At 69.3% G+C, this 17922-nt stretch carries 18 protein-coding genes; 17 read left to right on the top strand and 1 reads right to left on the bottom strand.

Annotation, left to right across the window (positions count from 1 at the left end; all coding sequences use genetic code 11):
- The first annotated feature begins 9 nt into the window (after positions 1-9).
- The 14 genes from rfbC (at position 10) to ACFVKT_RS17475 (ending at position 14912) form a co-directional block, all read left to right on the top strand.
- A complete protein-coding gene (gene rfbC, locus ACFVKT_RS17540) occupies positions 10-606 on the top strand; it encodes a dTDP-4-dehydrorhamnose 3,5-epimerase (protein ID WP_385732326.1) in 597 nt (198 codons plus the stop codon).
- Positions 607-702: 96 nt separating this feature from the next.
- Positions 703-1497, top strand: coding sequence for a class I SAM-dependent methyltransferase (locus ACFVKT_RS17535; protein WP_385732324.1), 795 nt, complete (start codon positions 703-705; stop codon positions 1495-1497).
- Between the two features lie 374 nt (positions 1498-1871).
- Positions 1872-2192 carry a 50S ribosomal protein L21 gene (rplU, locus tag ACFVKT_RS17530; RefSeq protein ID WP_081221565.1) on the top strand — a complete coding sequence of 107 codons (321 nt, stop codon included), beginning with the start codon at positions 1872-1874 and terminating at the stop codon, positions 2190-2192.
- 14 nt (positions 2193-2206) lie between these two features.
- Positions 2207-2461, top strand: coding sequence for a 50S ribosomal protein L27 (gene rpmA, locus ACFVKT_RS17525; RefSeq protein ID WP_028802588.1), 255 nt, complete (start codon positions 2207-2209; stop codon positions 2459-2461).
- Between the two features lie 136 nt (positions 2462-2597).
- Entirely contained in the window at positions 2598-4034 is a 1437-nt protein-coding gene (gene obgE, locus ACFVKT_RS17520; RefSeq protein ID WP_385732321.1) for a GTPase ObgE, read from the top strand.
- A gap of 425 nt (positions 4035-4459) precedes the next feature.
- Positions 4460-4621, top strand: a complete 162-nt coding sequence (locus ACFVKT_RS17515; protein WP_385732319.1) for a hypothetical protein — start codon at positions 4460-4462, stop codon at positions 4619-4621.
- A gap of 9 nt (positions 4622-4630) precedes the next feature.
- Complete coding sequence (locus ACFVKT_RS17510; RefSeq protein WP_385732317.1) at positions 4631-5398, top strand: hypothetical protein; 768 nt, start codon at positions 4631-4633, stop codon at positions 5396-5398.
- A 224-nt stretch (positions 5399-5622) separates the two neighbouring features.
- Positions 5623-7122 (top strand): D-ribitol-5-phosphate cytidylyltransferase, encoded by a 1500-nt coding sequence (locus ACFVKT_RS17505; protein WP_385732316.1) that lies wholly within the window; start codon positions 5623-5625, stop codon positions 7120-7122.
- A gap of 136 nt (positions 7123-7258) precedes the next feature.
- Positions 7259-9496: a hypothetical protein gene (locus tag ACFVKT_RS17500; protein ID WP_385732314.1), complete on the top strand. Its 2238-nt coding sequence runs from the start codon at positions 7259-7261 to the stop codon at positions 9494-9496.
- 203 nt (positions 9497-9699) lie between these two features.
- Entirely contained in the window at positions 9700-10827 is a 1128-nt protein-coding gene (gene proB / locus ACFVKT_RS17495) for a glutamate 5-kinase (RefSeq protein ID WP_385732312.1), read from the top strand.
- Positions 10828-11046: 219 nt separating this feature from the next.
- The gene (locus ACFVKT_RS17490) at positions 11047-11505 is read left to right on the top strand and encodes a hypothetical protein (protein ID WP_365441819.1); all 459 of its coding nucleotides are present in this window, start codon (positions 11047-11049) and stop codon (positions 11503-11505) included.
- Between the two features lie 73 nt (positions 11506-11578).
- Positions 11579-12865: a glutamate-5-semialdehyde dehydrogenase gene (locus ACFVKT_RS17485; protein ID WP_385732310.1), complete on the top strand. Its 1287-nt coding sequence runs from the start codon at positions 11579-11581 to the stop codon at positions 12863-12865.
- 204 nt (positions 12866-13069) lie between these two features.
- Positions 13070-13723 carry a hypothetical protein gene (locus ACFVKT_RS17480; RefSeq protein WP_385732307.1) on the top strand — a complete coding sequence of 218 codons (654 nt, stop codon included), beginning with the start codon at positions 13070-13072 and terminating at the stop codon, positions 13721-13723.
- A 124-nt stretch (positions 13724-13847) separates the two neighbouring features.
- Positions 13848-14912: a hypothetical protein gene (locus ACFVKT_RS17475; protein WP_385732304.1), complete on the top strand. Its 1065-nt coding sequence runs from the start codon at positions 13848-13850 to the stop codon at positions 14910-14912.
- A gap of 120 nt (positions 14913-15032) precedes the next feature.
- Here ACFVKT_RS17475 and ACFVKT_RS17470 read toward each other — a convergent pair whose 3' ends face one another.
- Complete coding sequence (locus tag ACFVKT_RS17470) at positions 15033-16214, bottom strand: M48 family metallopeptidase (RefSeq protein WP_385732303.1); 1182 nt, start codon at positions 16212-16214, stop codon at positions 15033-15035.
- Between the two features lie 96 nt (positions 16215-16310).
- Between ACFVKT_RS17470 and ACFVKT_RS17465 the strand changes: the two genes are divergently transcribed.
- The 3 genes from ACFVKT_RS17465 (at position 16311) to nadD (ending at position 17915) form a co-directional block, all read left to right on the top strand.
- Positions 16311-16472: a hypothetical protein gene (locus tag ACFVKT_RS17465; protein WP_385732301.1), complete on the top strand. Its 162-nt coding sequence runs from the start codon at positions 16311-16313 to the stop codon at positions 16470-16472.
- A 398-nt stretch (positions 16473-16870) separates the two neighbouring features.
- Positions 16871-17035: a hypothetical protein gene (locus ACFVKT_RS17460; protein WP_192583393.1), complete on the top strand. Its 165-nt coding sequence runs from the start codon at positions 16871-16873 to the stop codon at positions 17033-17035.
- Positions 17036-17351: 316 nt separating this feature from the next.
- Positions 17352-17915, top strand: a complete 564-nt coding sequence (nadD, locus tag ACFVKT_RS17455) for a nicotinate-nucleotide adenylyltransferase (RefSeq protein ID WP_384390847.1) — start codon at positions 17352-17354, stop codon at positions 17913-17915.
- Positions 17916-17922: the final 7 nt, after the last annotated feature.

Genomic DNA, 17922 nt, shown 5'->3' with positions numbered 1-17922 from the left:
CGCGACATCATGAAATCCCTCTCCATCGAAGGCGCCTGGCTCTACGAGCCCAACGTTTTTCCGGACGAGCGCGGTAGCTTCCACGAATGGTTCGGCGGATCGGATTTCCGGGCGAACACCGGGCAAGACCTGTCTCTGGCCCAGGCGAACTGCTCGGTCTCCCGGCGCGGCACCCTGCGGGGTATCCACTTCGCCGACGTGCCGCCGAGCCAGGCCAAGTACGTGAAGTGCGTACGCGGCGCCGTGCTCGACGCCATCGTCGACATACGGGTCGGCTCCCCCACCTACGGGCAGTGGGAGCTGGTCCGGCTCGACGACGAGACTCACGCCTCGGTCTACCTGTCCGAGGGCCTCGGGCATGCCTTCCTGGCGCTGACCGACGACGCGACGGTCGTCTACCTGTGTTCCGAGGGCTACGCACCGAAGCGGGAGCACGGCATCCATCCCCTGGATCCCGAGTTGGGCATCGAATGGCCGACGGACGTGGAGCCGTTGCTGTCGGACAAGGATGCCGCCGCCCCGACGCTGGCGGACGCGGCGGCCCAGGGTCTGCTCCCCCGATACGAGGACTGCACCGCCTATCGTGAGGGCCTTCTCAAGCACTGAAGTTACCCGCAGGTAGGTGTTTACTCCCCGGTCACCTCCCGGCTAGCTTCCGTTGGATCGGTATCCAGTCAACTGCCAGTGAAGGGCGCGTTCTACGTGGATCGGCACGGAATTCTTCGCCAGCTGCACAAGGTTTATCGACCCCGCAACTATCTCGAGATCGGAGTCAATGACGGCCGCAGTCTGACGCTGTCCCGAGTCCCCACGGTCGCCATCGATCCGGCATTCAAGGTGACGTCGGAGCTGAGCTGCGATGTGCACCTGGTCAAGGCCACGAGTGACGCCTTCTTCGAGCGCAAGGACCCGTTGATCCACCTGCGGAACGGGCGCAACCCGTTCCGCGCGCTCGCCCGCCGCGATCCGCTGAACCTCCTGGGCGGTGAGCCGACGCTCGACCTGTCGTTCATCGACGGCATGCACCTGTTCGAGTTCGCGCTGCGGGACTTCATGAACGTCGAGCGGCACTCGCGCTGGTCGAGCGTGATCGTGCTGGACGACATGCTGCCGCGCAACGTCGACGAGGCGGCCCGCGACCGGCACACCGGGATGTGGACCGGCGACGTGTTCAAGGTGGCGCAGGTGCTGCGGCGTTTCCGCCCCGATCTGGTGGTGGTGGAACTCGACACGAAGCCGACCGGTGTCGTCGCGATCTTCGGGGCGGACCCGGCCAGCACCGTGCTGAAGGACAACTACGACAAGATCATGGACGAGTACCGTGCCGACGACCCGCAGGTCGTCCCGGAGGAAGTCCTGGTACGCAAGAACGCCATCCAGGGCGAGGCTCTGCTCGGTGCGGACTTCTGGCCGGCCCTGGTCAGGGCCCGCAATCTGCGTCGCCCCCGCTCGGCGTTCGCGCCCATCCGCCGCAGCCTCGAAGCGGTGGCCGGCTGACACCCGCACCCGCTGACCCTCGGGCCGAGGACGTCCGGCCCGAGGGACACGCACCTGGACAGCCACTCACATTCAGCACATTGCCGACCTCGGGGCCGGTGCCCGGATCGCGGCCGTGACGGCGGCCGGTTCTGCGGTTTCACGACGTGACGTCGGCGGCCGGAATGCGGGCCGCGGCCCTGTCAGGACCCGGTTTGACCCTCCGACCGGCGCCCCGTAACCTAGACCGTCGGCGTGTTCATTGCGCGCTACGCCCCTCGTAAACCCTTCCTTCCGGACTCTTCCGGAAGCCTCCCGGTCTCCGGGAGAGGCCGCCCGCCCCGCGTGCGGCTGGACTGCGAGGGACCCGCTTCGAGTCAGAGAGTGAGATCCGCGTGTACGCCATCGTGCGCAGCGGTGGTCGCCAGCACAAGGTTGCTGTAGGCGACATCGTTGAGGTTGACAAGATTTCCACTGCCAAGGTTGGCGACACCGTAGAGCTCTCTACGCTGCTCGTTGTCGACGGCGAAGCCGTGACCAGCGACCCGTGGGTCCTCGCCGGGATCAAGGTCCAGGCCGAGATCGTGGACCACCACAAGGGCGTCAAGATCGACATCCTTCGGTACAAGAACAAGACCGGTTACCGCCGTCGTCAGGGCCACCGCCAGCAGTACACGGCGATCAAGGTCACTGAGATCCCCGCGGCTGCGAAGTAAGGGACTGAGGAGAGATGGCACACAAGAAGGGCGCATCGTCCACTCGGAACGGTCGCGACTCCAATGCTCAGCGGCTCGGCGTGAAGCGCTTCGGCGGTCAGGTCGTCAACGCCGGTGAGATCCTGGTCCGCCAGCGCGGCACGCACTTCCACCCGGGCAACGGCGTCGGCCGTGGCAAGGACGACACTCTGTTCGCCCTTGACGCCGGTGCGGTGGAGTTCGGTACCCACCGTGGCCGCAAGGTCGTGAACATCGTTCCGGTCGCCTGACCGGTACTTTTCGCGAGGCGGACCTCACTTCCCTTTCGGGAAGCGGGTCCGCCTTTCGCGTGTTTTCAATGGATGCGGCCCTATGACAGGGCGCGCCATCCCAAAGACTTTCCGTACGTAACTGGAGGCACATCCCATGACCACCTTCGTGGACCGCGTCGAGCTGCATGTCGCCGCGGGTAGCGGAGGTCACGGCTGTGCCTCCGTACACCGGGAGAAGTTCAAGCCGCTCGGCGGCCCGGACGGCGGCAACGGCGGCCACGGCGGTGACGTGATCCTCGTCGTCGACCAGTCCGTGACCACGCTGCTCGACTACCACCACTCCCCGCACCGCAAGGCGACCAGCGGCAAGCCCGGCGAGGGCGGCAACCGCTCCGGCAAGGACGGGCAGGACCTGATCCTGCCGGTGCCGGACGGCACCGTCGTGCAGGACAAGGCGGGCAACGTGCTCGCCGACCTGGTCGGCCAGGGCACGTCGTACGTCGCCGCAGAGGGCGGCCGCGGTGGCCTCGGCAACGCGGCGCTGTCCTCGGCCCGCCGCAAGGCGCCCGGCTTCGCGCTGCTCGGTGTGCCCGGTGGCCTCCAGGACATCGTCCTTGAGCTGAAGACCGTCGCGGACGTGGCGCTCGTCGGCTACCCGAGCGCGGGCAAGTCCTCGCTGATCTCGGTGCTGAGCGCCGCCAAGCCGAAGATCGCGGACTACCCCTTCACGACCCTCGTGCCCAACCTCGGTGTGGTGACCGCCGGTTCGACGGTCTACACGATCGCCGACGTGCCCGGGCTCATCCCCGGCGCCAGCCAGGGCAAGGGTCTCGGCCTGGAGTTCCTGCGCCACGTCGAGCGCTGCAGTGTGCTGGTCCACGTCCTGGACACGGCCACCCTGGAGTCCGAGCGCGACCCGGTCTCCGACCTCGACATCATCGAGGAGGAGCTGAAGCAGTACGGCGGCCTCGGCGACCGGCCGCGCATGGTCGTCCTCAACAAGATCGACGTACCGGACGGCAAGGACCTCGCAGAGATGGTGCGGCCCGAGCTGGAGTCGCGCGGTTACCGAGTCTTCGAGGTGTCCGCGGTCGCCCACACGGGCCTCAAGGAACTGTCCTTCGCGCTCGCCGAGGTGGTCGCCCAGGGCCGCGCCGCCAAGCCGACGGAGGAGGCGACCCGGATCGTCATCCGCCCGAAGGCGGTCGACGACGCCGGCTTCACCGTCGCCCGCGAGGAGGACGGCCTCTACCGCGTCCGCGGCGAGAAGCCCGAACGCTGGGTCCGCCAGACCGACTTCAGCAACGACGAGGCCGTCGGCTACCTCGCCGACCGCCTCAGCCGCCTCGGTGTCGAGACGGAACTGATGAAGGTGGGCGCCCGCTCGGGCGACGGCGTCGCCATCGGCCCCGAGGAGAACGCGGTCGTCTTCGACTGGGAGCCCACGATGATGGCCGGCGCCGAGATGCTCGGCCGCCGCGGCGAGGACCACCGCCTCGAAGCGCCGCGTCCGGCCACCCAGCGCCGCCGTGACAAGCAGGCGGAGCGGGACGAGACGGAGAAGGAGTACGACGACTTCGAGCCGTTCTAGGCCGGGGCCCACTCCTGTGAAGACTCCGATGCCCTGGGACTCACCTGAGTCCCAGGGCATTCTCAGTGTCCCCTCGGCATCTCCTCTTGACGTCCTCTTACCGTGGAGATCGACTGTTCGACATCTGACGGGACGGCTGCGGAGACGGCCGCAGAGATGATCGCCGGGGTGACCGCGGAGACGACCCTGCCGGCGCCCGCTTCCCGTGGGCACCCGGCTGCTGCACATAGGCCCCCGCAAGACCGGGACCGCCTCGATCCAGGGCGCGCTGTTCGTCGCGAAGGACGCGATGGCCGGGCAAGGCATCGACTTCCCGGCGCGCAGCAGACACCCCATGGAAGCCGCTCTGGCGGTCTGCGCGCGGCCCGGCATGATCGGCGACACCCGGCCCGGCCGAGCAGCACTGGCAGCGGCTCGTGGATCTGGTGCGGGCTACCGGGAAGCGCACCTCGGTGGTCAGCAGCGAGTTCTTCGCCGACGCCCCGGACGACGAGACCATCGCGCGGATCGTCGACGACCTGGGCCGGGACCGGGTGCCCGTGCTGATCACCCTGCGCCCGCTGGCCAGGATCATGCCCTCGCAGTGACAGCAGTACGTGCAGAACGGGCTGCGCATGGGCTACGAGGACTGGCTCACCCACATGCCGCGCAAGGCGCCGTACGAGAGGCCCAACCCGAGCTTCTGGCGGCGGCACCGCGATGACCGGCTCGTGGAGCGCTGGGTGCGGGTCGTCGGCGCCGAGAACCTCCCCGTCGTCGTGGTCGACGACAGCGACCGGGGCGGCCTCATGCGTGCCTTCGAAACCCTCCTCGGTCTGCCCGGCGGTCTTCTGGTGCCGGAGCCGGAGCCGGAGCCGGAGCCGGACACCGTCAACCGTTCCCTCACGCTGGCCGAGACAGAAATGCTGCGGAAGCTCAACCGGGAATTCCGCGGAAATGGCCTGCCGGACGAGCTGTATTCCAAGCTCGTGCGCGGCGGCGCGGTCCTGCATATGAAAAACACCTGCCGCCCCACCCCGGAAGACGCACGGATCAGCGCGCCGGCCTGGGCGCTGGATTCGGCCGCGGGAATCGGCGCGGAAATGGCCGGGCGGATCGCGGACATGGGCGTACGGGTAATCGGAGATCCGGCACTGCTGTCCGCCGTACCCACCGCGAAAAGCACTGAAAATGCGGAAGGCGCGGAGCCGGCGCCCGTGCGGATCGACCCGGAGGTGGCCGCACAGGCGCTGTACGGCGCGCTCGCCGCCGCGGCGGCCGTACCTCCGGGCGCGGCCCCGGCACGTACGGTTCGCCAGACCCCGTCCAGGGAACTCGTGCGGTTGCCGGGCCACCGGGTCCTCAGGCGTCTGAGGCGGACCTGAGCTGCCGAAGTCCGCGTCTGACGTCCGCGTGAAGGCCGTACGGAAATCGTGTGCAGTTACTCACAGCAAATACGGACGATCCGGTTCGGCGCTCGGAAGGCGCCTGCATGCAAGGTGAATAACTGGTTGCGCGTACATATGCAGCAGACGTCGCTCACCTTGCATGGCGGTAACCGAAAGTGGGACCATTCAAGCGTTCCCTGTTCCCCCAAGGTAGGTCGCCCGTGTCTGAGTACATCGCCAAGCCCCGTACCACCGCAGTGATCCTTGCCGGTGGGACAGGTCAGCGCGTCGGCCTGTCGATTCCGAAACAGCTGCTGAAGATCGCCGGCAAGGCGGTCATCGAGCACACGCTGGCCACCTTCGAGAAGGCCGGCTCGATCGACGACATCATCGTGCTGATGGCGCCGGGCTATGTGGCGGACGTCGAGAAGATCGTCGCGAAGGCGGGCTTCGCCAAGGTGACGAGGATCATCGAGGGCGGCTCCACGCGGAACGAAACCACCGAGCGTGCCATCGCGGCCCTCGGCGAGGGCCTGGCCGAGGGCGAGGACGCCAATGTCCTCTTCCACGACGCCGTGCGCCCGCTGCTGTCCGAGCGTGTCATCGACGACTGTGTCATCGCCCTGGAGCGCTACCAGGCGGTCGACGTCGCCATCCCGTCCGCGGACACGATCATCGTGACCCGCACCCACGGCGAGGACGGCGAGTTCATCACCGAGATCCCGGACCGCTCCCGGCTGCGCCGCGGCCAGACGCCCCAGGCCTTCAAGCTGTCCACCATCCGCCGGGCCTACGAGGTCGCCGCGGGCGACCCCAACTTCCAGGCCACCGACGACTGCAGTGTCGTACTCAAGTACCTGCCGGACGTGCCGATCCACGTCGTCGCGGGCGACGAGTACAACATGAAGGTCACCCAGCCCGTCGACGTCTTCATCGCCGACAAGCTCTTCCAGCTCGCCTCCACCGCCGCGCCCGAGCAGGCCGACGAGGCCGCCTACCGCGAGCTCCTCACCGGCAAAACCGTCGTGGTCTTCGGCGGTTCGTACGGCATCGGCAAGGACATAGCCGAGCTCGCCGAGAGCTACGGCGCCAAGGCGTACGCGCTGGGCCGCTCGACCACCGGCACGCACGTCGAGAACCCGGAGGAGGTCGACGACGCGCTGTCCGCGGCGTACGCGGCGACCGGGCGGATCGACTACGTCATCAACACCGCGGGCGTGCTGCGCATCGGCAAGCTCGCCGAGACGGACAACGCGACCATCGAGGAAGCGCTCAAGGTCAACTATCTGGCGCCGGTGCAGATCGCCCGCTCCTCGTACAAGTACCTGGCCGAGACCAAGGGCCAGCTGCTCCTCTACACGTCCAGCAGCTACACCCGCGGGCGTGCCGAGTACAGCCTCTACTCCTCGACCAAGGCCGCCATGGTCAACCTCACCCAGGCGCTGTCCGACGAGTGGGCCGCCGACGGTGTCCGGGTCAACTGCATCAACCCCGAGCGCACCGCGACCCCCATGCGGACCAAGGCGTTCGGCCAGGAACCGGCGGACTCGCTGCTCTCCTCCGAGGCCGTCGCGCGGACCTCGCTCGACGTGCTGCTCTCCGAGCTCACCGGGCACGTCATCGACGTCCGTCAGCAGGACCCGACGGCCGAGGCCGGAAAGGCCTCCGGCTTCGAGGCGGCACTGGCCGGTGTTCTCGACCGCCAGGACGGCGTGGCATAATCAATTAATCGATCTTAATAATTCAGGCCTCTGTGGTTGCGTTTTCCGCGCATTCACAGAGGCCTGAATCCGTAAATATTCAAACCCTCTTCTTTTGGCATCGGACCCGCACTCACTCCCAAGAGCAGGTTTCTTCGTGATTTCCACCGCTATTCGCGTTGCCCGGGTGGGCAGTGCGGCCGAGCTGGCCGCGGCGGCCCTCATGATGCTCGGCTTCCCCTGCCTGATGGTCGCCGCGCTGCTGCCGAGCGTCCCCGCCTTCGCGGCCGCGGCCGCTGTGACCTATCTGGCGGACCACTATCTGCACCGGCGCGGCAGCTACCTGATCAACCGCCTCGGCAAGGTGCGGGCCGGTCTGTCCATCAGGTTCCTGATCCGGGAACTGCTCCTGGTGCTGCTCCTGGCCCGCCTGGACCTGTCCGACAGCATGGTCTTCTACACGGCGATCGCCTGCTTCCTGACCTTCTTCGGCTTCCAGGTCCCGCACAGCGCGCTGGCCACGCTGATCCGGTCGCGCCGCAGGATGCCGGTCGTCACCCGCAACGTCGACCTCGGCTCCCGCATCCGCATCCCGGACGCGCCTCCGAACGGCCTGCTGGACCGGTCCGCCGAGAAGATGCTCCACCTCGACCTGGCCGCGGTCGTCGGCGTGCTCCTCACCGCGGCGACCGGCTCTGCCGTGTACGGGTTCGTCGGCGTCGGCATCACGCTGGTGCTGGCCCTCGGCTACGTCGCCGTGCTCGTCCCGTACGTCCGTGGGAAGAGCACCCCGCCGGACGCGGACAAGGTCCTGGCGGCGGCCGACGAGTGGCTGCGCGAGTACCGCCCGGAGACGGTGCTCTACTTCTCGGGCTCAAAGGACTCGGCGTACCAGGTCAACATGTGGCTGGAGACGATGGAGCAGCTCGACACCCGGCCGCTGATCATCCTCCGTGAGCGCGCCATCCTGGAGCTCATGGCACCCACCACCGTGCCGGTCATCTGCGTGCCCGGAGGGGTGCACCTGATGAACATGGACCTGTCCACGGTGCGGGTCGCGCTGTACGCGGCGAACGTCGGCAAGAACATCCACCTGCTGCGCGTCCCGACCATGAAGCACGTCTTCATCGGCCACGGTGACAGCGACAAGCTCGCCAGCGTCAACCCGTTCAGCAAGGCGTACGACGAGGTGTGGACCGCCGGCCGTGCGGGCCGCGACCGCTACGCCATCGCCGACGTCGGCGTCCGCGACGAGGACATCGTCGAGGTCGGCCGCCCGCAGCTCGCGCCGATCCGGACCGGCCGTGGTGAGCCCGTCGACGGCGGCATGCCGACCGTCCTCTACGCGCCCACCTGGGAGGGCTGGGACGGCAACCCCGGCAACACCTCGCTCCTGCTCGCGGGCGGGAACATCGTGCGGAAACTGCTCGCCGCCGACCCGCCCGTCCGCGTCCTCTACAAGCCGCACCCCTTCACCGGCACCGTCAGCGCGCAGGCCAAGACCGCCCACGAACGGATCGTCGCGCTGATCGTGAAGGCGGCCGCCGAACGCGCCGCCGACCCGCGCTTCGCCGCCGACACCGAGGACCGGAGCGCGGCGCAGGCCGAGCTGACCGGCATCGAGGCGCGCATCGCCAAGCTGACCGGCGGCGCCGAGGCGGGCGACGAGGCCGAGGCCACCCGCGACGGCATGGTCGACCTGGCCAAGCACGCCGAGATCCTGCGGCTGCGCGCCGAGTGGGACGCCGCGTACTGGCGTTCGGCCGGAAGCTGGGAGCACCGCGTCATCATGGGCACCGAGCCGCGCCTGTACGACTGCTTCAACGTCTCCGACGCCATGGTCTCCGACATCTCCAGCGTGGTCTCCGACTTCATCGCGAGCGGCAAGCCGTATGCCGTCACGGACTCCGCGGAGCTCGGCGTCGAGGAGTTCAAGCGGCAGAACACCGCGGTGCGGGCCGCCGTGATCCTGTCCAACTCGGCTGCCGAACTGACCGAGTTGCTCACCGCGGTGCGCGACCCGGCGGCCGACGCGCAGGCCGCCGAACGTCAGGAGCTGAAGCGGTATCTGCTCGGCCCCGACGAGCCGACCTCGATCGAACAGTTCAACTCCGCGGTGCGGCAGCTGGCGCAGCAGGCCGAGACGCGCAACCTCGGCCAGGAGAGCGGCACTTCGGCCACTTCTTCGGCCACTTCTTCGGTCACTTCGGCTACTTCGGCTACTTCGGCTACTTCGGCCGAGGATGTCCCGGCCCCGGGCGCCCCGGAGCCGGATGCCGCCTCCCCGGACGCCTCGCCCGCCTCGGCCGCGGCCGAGGACCTGGCGAGCGCGCTGCCCGGCCGGGGAGCGACCGGCGGGACCGGCGGGACCGACGGCGCGGCGGTCAAGGGCTGACCTGCCGGATCAGCGAGTGCTCCAGGGCCCGGCTGCCGAGGATTTCCCTCGGCAGCCGGGCCCCTTGCGTCGAGGAAGCGTACGTACGGGCCGAATATGCACAAGACGCCTGTCCGGGAAGTGGACCGATGCGCGATGCCCGGTCCCGTTCGCGTAAATTGCCGGGCGGGGGAGCCGGACCGAACGCGAGGGGATGCACGCAGGTGGCAGGGGCAAGGCAGGCCGTGGCGCAGGCTCACCGGATCGTCGTCAAGGTGGGGTCCTCGTCGCTGACCACCGCCGCCGGCGGCCTCGACGCCGACCGGGTCGACGCCCTCGTCGACGTACTCGTCAAGGTGCGTGGCGGCGGCGAGCGGGAGGTCGTCCTCGTCTCCTCCGGCGCCATCGCCGCCGGCCTCGCCCCGCTGGGGCTGCGCCGCCGTCCCAAGGACCTCGCCCGGCAGCAGGCCGCGGCCAGTGTCGGCCAGGGCCTCCTGGTCGCCCGCTACACCGCCTCCTGCGCCCGCCACGGCATCCGCGTCGGACAGGTGCTCCTCACCTCCGACGACACCAGCCGCCGCGCCCACCACCGCAACGCCTCCCGCACCCTCGACAAGCTCCTCGCGATGGGAGCCCTGCCGATCGTCAACGAGAACGACACCGTCGCCACGGACGAGATCCGCTTCGGCGACAACGACCGTCTCGCCGCGCTCGTCGCCCATCTCGTACGAGCCGACCTCCTCGTCCTGCTCTCCGACGTGGACGGCGTGTACGACGGCGATCCCAGCAAACCCGGTACGTCGCGGATCGCCGAAGTACGCGGTCCGTCCGACCTCGACGGCATCGACATCGGCAGCACGAGCAAGGCCGGCGTCGGCACCGGCGGCATGGTCACCAAGGTCGAGGCGGCCCGGATCGCGACCGGCGCGGGCATCCCCGTGGTGCTGACCAGCGCGGTCCACGCCGCCGACGCCCTCGCGGGCCGGGACACGGGCACCTACTTCCACCCCACAGGGCGCCGCTCCGCCGACCGGCTGCTCTGGCTCCAGCACGCCTCGACCCCGCAGGGCGCGCTCACCCTGGACGACGGAGCCGTGCGCGCGGTCGTCGAGCGCCGCACCTCGCTGCTGCCCGCGGGAATCGCCTCCGTCGAGGGCGAGTTCACCGCGGGTGACCCCGTCGAACTGCGCGACAGCACGGGGCGGGCGGTGGCACGGGGGATCGTGAACTTCGACGCCAAGGAGATCCCCCAGCTCATCGGACGCTCGACCAGGGAACTGGCGCGCGAGCTGGGACCCGCGTACGAACGCGAGGTCGTACACAGGGACGCTCTCGTCCTGCTCCAGCAGTAAGAGTTCAGTAGGTGTTCTGGGGTCCCGCACGTGCAGGACCTCGTGCACCCGCACGTGCAGTTGTCGTGGAGTTGCCCCATAAACGTCCGAAAGCCCGTCCTCCGCCGGGGGACGTTCCGTAAAACCGCCACGCGACGGCGCCCCACCTGCTCAACTTTGTTGCAGGGAGACCCCGAGATTCATCACCACCATTGCGTAAAGGAGGCCGTCGTGAGACGAGTGCGCCCTGGGGCGGCGGCGTCCCGCGGTGGTGCCGCCTCCCGTGCGGTGGGTGAGGAACGGGCGCTGACGAGTGTCGCGGCCGGAGACACGTACGAGAGCGAGAAGCCGGCGGACCAGCCCCGGCTGTGGCACGTCACGCTGAGCGTCTCGGGTGACGAGGCACCGCTGAAGGAGGTCAGGCGCGGCCTCGAGCAGCTCGCCCACGACCACCCCTTTCTGCTGACCAGCCGGTACGCCAACGACCACGCCGAGATCCGCTACTGGGAAGAGGCCCGCGACCTGCACGACGCGGCCGCCGTCGCGCTGCGCCTGTGGGGCGAGCACCGGCAGACCGCCAAGCTGCCGCCCTGGGAGATCGTCGGCCTGGAGGTCATCGACCGCGAGACCTACCACCAGCGGATCGCGGAGGGCTACGGACCCCTGCCGGCCACACCTGTCGGCGTTCACCCCTTTTGAGCCACCTTCACCGTGTGTCTCGGGGTTTGGGACATGGGCTGAACAGACCCGTTCGGAGCATTACGCTGCCGACATGACCACGCTTTCGCCGTACGACTCGATGTCTCCGGTCACCCAGGCCGCCTACCGCGCGAAGTCTGCCGCCGCCGACCTCGCGCCCCTGCCGCGGGCCGAGAAGGACGACGCGCTGCTCGCGATCGCGGACGCGCTGGAGGTCCGTACGAGCGAGATCGTCGCCGCCAACGCCAAGGACATCGCGCGCGCCCGCGAGGCCGGGACCAGCGAGACCGTCATCGACCGGCTCACGCTCACGCCCGAGCGCGTGCGCGCGATCGCCTCGGACGTACGCGACGTCGTCGCGCTGCCCGACCCGGTCGGCGAGGTCGTCCGCGGCTCGACCCTCCCGAACGGCATCGATTTGCGCCAGGTCCGCGTCCCGCTCGGCGTCGTCGGGATCATCTACGAGGCCCGCCCGAACGTGACGGTGGACGCCGCCGCCCTCTGCCTGAAGTCCGGCAACGCCGTGCTGCTGCGCGGCTCGTCCTCCGCCTTCGAGTCGAACACCGCCCTGGTCCGCGTCCTGCGCGACGCCGTCGGCGGCGCCGGGCTGCCCGCCGACGCCATCCAGCTCGTCCCCGGCGAGGGCCGCGAGGCCGTGCGCGAGCTGATGCGCGCCAGGGGCCTGGTCGACGTCCTCATCCCGCGCGGCGGCGCCTCGCTGATCCGCACGGTCGTCCAGGAATCGACCGTCCCGGTCATCGAGACCGGCACCGGCAACTGCCATGTGTACGTCGACGCGCACGCCGACCTCGACATGGCGATCGACATCCTGATCAACTCCAAGGCGCAGCGGCCCAGCGTATGCAACTCCGCCGAGACGCTCCTGGTCCACCAGGACATCGCCCCGGAGTTCCTGCCGCGCGCCCTGGACGCCCTCGCGGACGCCGGGGTCACCGTGCACGCCGACGAGCGTGTCCTCGCGTACGCCAAGGGCTCCAGGGCCACCGTCGTGGAGGCCACGGCCGAGGACTGGGACACCGAGTACCTGTCGTACGACATCGCCGCGGCCGTCGTGGACTCGCTGGACCGGGCCGTGACGCACATCCGGCTGTGGAGCTCCGGCCACACCGAGGCCATCGTCACCACCTCGCAGCAGGCGGCCCGCCGCTTCACCCAGCTGGTCGACTCCACGACGGTCGCGGTCAACGCCTCGACCCGGTTCACCGACGGTGGCCAGTTCGGCTTCGGCGCCGAGATCGGTATCTCCACGCAGAAGCTGCACGCGCGGGGGCCGATGGGGCTGCCGGAGCTGACGAGCACGAAGTACATCGTCACGGGGGACGGGCACATCCGGCGCTGAAGTGGCGGGGGCGGGCGACGGGGGCCCGCTGGACCCATTGGACCCATTGGACCCATCGGACCCATTCGGCGCTGAGGTGGCCTACGGGTTTCGGCGGGTGCGTTCAGGGGTGTTTTCGGCGGGCGCGTCCGGCGTGGGGGCGGGGCGCGCGGCGCGTGAGACGCGTCTCGTCAGGTGGATGAATTTCCATACCGTCTGCCCAAAATGACCCCCCAGGTCTACTCTGGATTCGTGCCGGAGGACGTGGGGGGCTCGCCGTTTCCCGACGGCTGGGAGCCCGACGACGACCGCGACCGCGGGGGTGCGGACGAAGAGTTCGCCTCCGTGGTCTTTGACGAGGACTTCGTACGGGCTGCCGCGGTCCACGAGCCGACCGCCGTGGAGCGGCTGCTCGCCGCGGCCCAGGCCCGCGCGGAGGCCTCCGAGGCCGAGGCGCGCCGGGCACACACCCGGGGCGCACGCGGCGACGACGAGCGCTACGAGGACGGGTTCGGCCCCGATGGCCGTGGTGAATTCGGCCATGACCCGGATCTGGACGACCTGGACGACGCCGAGACCCTGGAGCGTCGCTACGGCATGCCGGGCACGTACGGCAGGGCCTACGGGAAGCACACCCGCTGGCAGCGCCCCGTCGCCTGGATGCTCGCCCTCGTGATGGGCATCGGCATGGTCGCGCTGGCCTTCACGGCGGTCTACCGGGGAGCGTCCTCGAACCGCCAGGAGCAGGTCCCGGCGCCCGCCTCGACGGGCCTCGAGCAGGGTCTCGAACAGGGCCTGGACAAGGTCACCGGCAGCAGTCCTTCCGCTTCGGCCGACTATTCCCAGCCGGCGGTGTCGGCGGTGCCTCGCACACCGTGACGAAGGCTGGGTGATCACCAGGGCGAACCCGGAGCGAACGCCGGGACGACTCTGGTGAGAACCTGTCAGAACTTGTCGTGTAGCAGGGCGTTTATGTGAGCCTCCCGCGACCTACTCTGAAGGTATGGGCGGGCCTGGAGACCCACCTGAGGGGACACCCGAGGGGGCTCCCGCAGGTGGAGAGGACGAGTACCGATCCGTCGTCTTCGACGAGTCGTTCGTCCGCGCTGCCCGCCTCCAGGAGTTCTCCGCGCAGGAGCGCATCGCCGATCACGCCCCGGCCGTACGCCGCCGCCCGCCCCGCCGCCACGGCCTCTCCCGGCAGGCGCTGATCCTCGTCCTGCTGATCACCGTCGCTTTCGGAACCGCGATCTACATGGGCGTACGCCACCCGTACCAGACCCCTGTAGCCCTGCCCCCCGAGCCACTGCGGATGACGGTGATCCCGCTCGCCCCGCAGACCGTCGTACCGGGGGCCGCGCGCCCCGAGGACCTGTACGCGAACAGCCCGGCCGCCCAGTTCCGCATCGGCGCCGAGGGCATCACGCTGCCCGCCTCACGGCGCACCGCCCACTTCTCCGACAGCCAGGTCGTCACCGCCCTGACCACCGTCAAGGACTACCTCGTCGAGTCCTCCCTGGACCCTGAGGTACTCACAGGCGGCGCCACCCGGCCCGTACGGATCCTGCTCGACCCTCAGCAACTGGACCAGTTCGACCAGAGCTTCGCCCGCCCGACCGCCGACGGACGGCACGCCCCCACCGGCTGGCTGGTGCGCTTCGACCCGACCGTCCAGCTCGCCGACACCAAGATCCGGGTGCAGGGCTCCCTCCAGGCCGCGGAGTTCGACTCGAACACCCTTGAGGTCATCGCCGACCACACCCTCGTTTACGCGCTGAAGCCGACGGGCTCGGACGAGAAGGCCGCCGCCTCACTCTTCACCGTCCGGCGCGAGCTGCACTTCCGCTTCGACCGGGACGACCTGCGCATGCACCAGGCCGAGCTGGTCGTCTCCTACGTCCAGGCCGGACCGCTCGCCTGCTCCGAGGACTCGGTCGACCAACTGCGCCCGCTGCTCGCGGGGCAGACGGCGAAGGCGGGCGGCCCGGCCGGTACGGATCCGTACGCGACCGGGAGCGCCACGGCGCTGTGCGGGTCGTTGGCGACGAGCGCACAGCCGAAGGTCTGAGTCCGGGGCCGAGTCCGGGGCTGAGCTGCGGCTGAGCCCGGGGCTGAGTCCTTGCGCGCCCCGGAGCTCCTGTGTTTCGTCGTGCCGGTCTCCGGTTGTGTTTGTCGTGCCGGCCTCCGGTCAGCTGTTGCCGTCGGGGCGCTCGTCGTCCGGGCGGTCGTCGGTGGCCCGGGGCGGCGTGTCCTGGTCCTTGGTGGCCGTGGAGCCCTTGGGCGAGTCGCCCGAGTCCTTCGGTGAACCGCCCGAGTCCTTCGGCGAACTGCTCGCGAAGCCGCCGAAGCCGCGCCGCACCCGGCCGCCGAGGTCGCCCGCGCCGCCGGCGATGTCGCCGACCAGCTTCATCAGCGGGTCCTTGGAGTTCTTCACGTCGGAGGCGTAGCTCGCCGCCGACTGCCGGAAGGAGTCCGCGACCGACGTGTCCTTGTCCTCGCTGCGCCGCGGGTAGTGGCCGTCCATGATCCGCTGGTAGTCGCGGGACTCCGCCCACTTCTTCAGCTCGGCGGCGCGGATCGTGGTGAAGGGGTGGGTGCGCGGCAGCACGTTGAGAATCTTGAGCACCGAGTCGCGCAGGTCGCCGCCCGCCTCGTACTCCTCGGCCTGCGCGAGGAACGCGTCCACGTTCATCTCGTGCAGGTGATTGCCGCCCGCGATCTTCATGAGGCCGCGCATCGAGGCCTTCAGGTCCTGGCCGACGAGGAGGCCGGCGCGGTCCGCCGACAGCTCCGACTTGCGGAACCACTCGCGCAGCGCGGTTACGATCGCCATGATCGCGAGGTTGCCCAGCGGGATCCACGCGACCCGGAGCGCCAGGTTGGTCAGGAAGAGCAGGATCGTGCGGTAGACCGCGTGGCCGGAGAGCGCGTGGCCGACTTCGTGCCCGATGACGGCGCGCATCTCCTCCTCGTCCAGCAGCTCGACGAGGCCGGTCGTGACGACGATGATCGGCTCGTCCAGGCCGATGCACATCGCGTTCGGCTGCGGGTCCTGGTTGACGTACATCGGCGGGACCTTCTCCAGGTCCAGGATGTAACAGGCGTCCCGCAGCATGGCGTTGAGGTGCGCGAACTGGGCGTCCGAGACGCGCACCGAATCGGACAGGAACAGCAGCCTCAGACTGCGTTCCGGAAGCAGACCGCTGAGCGCCTTGAAGACCGTGTCGAAGCCGCTGAGCTTGCGCAGGGCCACCAGGGCCGAACGGTCCGCCGGGTGCTCGTACGCCCGCGAGGAGATCCCCTCGAAGCGCCTGCGCTGCCTGCTGGGCACGTTCTCGTGCCCGTTCTGCTCTTGGCTGTCATCGGACATGTGTTCCCCCATGCTCTGAGTGCCGTGCCCCCGAAGCGGGCTCCAGCGTAGGCGGAGATACGGTGATGGGGCAGCACACCGTAAGGAGCTATCCCCATGGAGCACATTCCCGCGGCCCTCTGGCTGACCGAGGCGGCCGACGCCGCCGACCGACAGGGGTCGGGCGATCTGCTCCGTGTCGTGCTGATCGTGATGGTGCTGGGCTCCGTCCTGCTGGCGTGGTTCCTGCTGCGCGGGTACAGGCGGGACGACGACTAGACGACTGGAAGTTCTCGTCTGGACGACCGGAGGTTCTCGTCGCTCTCGTCGCTCTTGTCGATCCGGTCGGTCTCGTCGGTCTTGCCGTTCTTGTCGACCGGCGTGCTTGCTATGGTGCCTGGGTCCCTGGTGCCGGGCCTTCTTCTTGACTGACGTCTTCCTTGCGGTCGACGTTGCTTGCGGGTTGCGGGTTGCGGGTTGCGGGTTGCGGGTTGCGGGTTGCGGGTTGTGGGTTGTGGGTCGCAGTTGTGGATGCCGGATACCGGGTAGCTGGTGGCCGGTGGTTGCTCGAGTGCCGTATGTCTCACCAACGGCGGAGTCGGCGTGATCGTGGCCGAGGCCCACGCTTACGATGGGCCGACGTCTTTATCCCGCCCACACCGGATAGGTCTGCCGAGATGAGCTTCCACAGCACCGCCGCACAGTTGGTCACGCTCGCCGCCGAGGGCGAGGAGCACGGCGGCAACCACGAGAGCCTCAGCCCCTACCTCACCGGCGGCGGCGCCCTCTTCGTCCTTCTGCTGCTGCTGTGGATCACCACGCGCTTCAACCGGGACCGCTGACCCCGCCGGAGCCTCCGGGGACCCTGTCGATCAGGGCTCGTAGGTCGGGCCGGTAGGGTCTGCACGCATGGGAGAGCAGGACATGCCTACCGGTCCGGCGAGTGACACGGAGAGCGGTGCGGCCGACGGCAACGCGAGCGCCGGGATCGCCGGTGGCGCGGGCGGTGATGGCACTGTCGGTGGTGGCGCGGTGGACCCTGACGTGGTGAGTTCGGGCGTGGTGAGTTCCGGCGCGGTGAGCCCTGACGTCGTGAAGCGTCTGACGATCGGCCCCGGGAACGCCCCCTTGAATCCGGGCAAACGCCGCCTCGGCGTCATGGGCGGAACGTTTGACCCGATTCACCACGGGCACCTCGTGGCGGCCAGCGAGGTCGCCGCGCAGTTCCACCTCGACGAGGTGGTGTTCGTGCCGACCGGACAGCCGTGGCAGAAGACCGACCGCAAGGTCACCCCGGCCGAGGACCGCTATCTGATGACGGTCATCGCGACCGCGGAGAACCCCACGTTCTCGGTGAGCCGCATCGACATCGACCGCGGCGGCCCCACCTACACCACGGACACCCTGCGCGACCTGCGCGCGCTCAACCCCGACACGGACCTCTTCTTCATCACCGGCGCCGACGCGCTCGGCCAGATCCTCACCTGGCGGTACGCGGAAGAGCTGTTCTCCCTCGCGCACTTCATCGGGGTCACCCGGCCCGGCCACACCCTGACCGACCCGGGGCTTCCCGAGGGCGGTGTCTCGCTCGTCGAGGTCCCCGCACTCGCCATCTCGTCCACAGACTGCCGTGCCAGGGTCGCCAAGGGCGATCCTGTCTGGTACCTGGTGCCGGACGGTGTGGTGCGCTACATCGACAAGCGTGAGCTGTACCGCGGCTAGTGAGCCG

It is taken from the genome of Streptomyces sp. NPDC127595, assembly GCF_042671685.1.
In the GTDB taxonomy this organism is placed as follows: domain Bacteria; phylum Actinomycetota; class Actinomycetes; order Streptomycetales; family Streptomycetaceae; genus Streptomyces.
This window is presented reverse-complemented; position numbering and strand designations above follow the sequence as displayed.

Excerpts from the sequence above, each read along its gene's own strand:
- rfbC (WP_385732326.1), top strand. The coding sequence starts at position 10 with ATGAAATCCCTCTCCATCGAAGGCGCCTGGCTCTACGAGCCCAACGTT.
- rpmA (WP_028802588.1), top strand. The coding sequence starts at position 2,207 with ATGGCACACAAGAAGGGCGCATCGTCCACTCGGAACGGTCGCGACTCC.
- obgE (WP_385732321.1), top strand. The coding sequence starts at position 2,598 with ATGACCACCTTCGTGGACCGCGTCGAGCTGCATGTCGCCGCGGGTAGC.
- ACFVKT_RS17485 (WP_385732310.1), top strand. The coding sequence starts at position 11,579 with ATGACCACGCTTTCGCCGTACGACTCGATGTCTCCGGTCACCCAGGCC.
- ACFVKT_RS17480 (WP_385732307.1), top strand. The coding sequence starts at position 13,070 with ATGACCCCCCAGGTCTACTCTGGATTCGTGCCGGAGGACGTGGGGGGC.
- ACFVKT_RS17475 (WP_385732304.1), top strand. The coding sequence starts at position 13,848 with ATGGGCGGGCCTGGAGACCCACCTGAGGGGACACCCGAGGGGGCTCCC.
- ACFVKT_RS17470 (WP_385732303.1), bottom strand. The coding sequence starts at position 16,214 with ATGTCCGATGACAGCCAAGAGCAGAACGGGCACGAGAACGTGCCCAGC.
- ACFVKT_RS17465 (WP_385732301.1), top strand. The coding sequence starts at position 16,311 with ATGGAGCACATTCCCGCGGCCCTCTGGCTGACCGAGGCGGCCGACGCC.
- ACFVKT_RS17460 (WP_192583393.1), top strand. The coding sequence starts at position 16,871 with ATGAGCTTCCACAGCACCGCCGCACAGTTGGTCACGCTCGCCGCCGAG.
- nadD (WP_384390847.1), top strand. The coding sequence starts at position 17,352 with ATGGGCGGAACGTTTGACCCGATTCACCACGGGCACCTCGTGGCGGCC.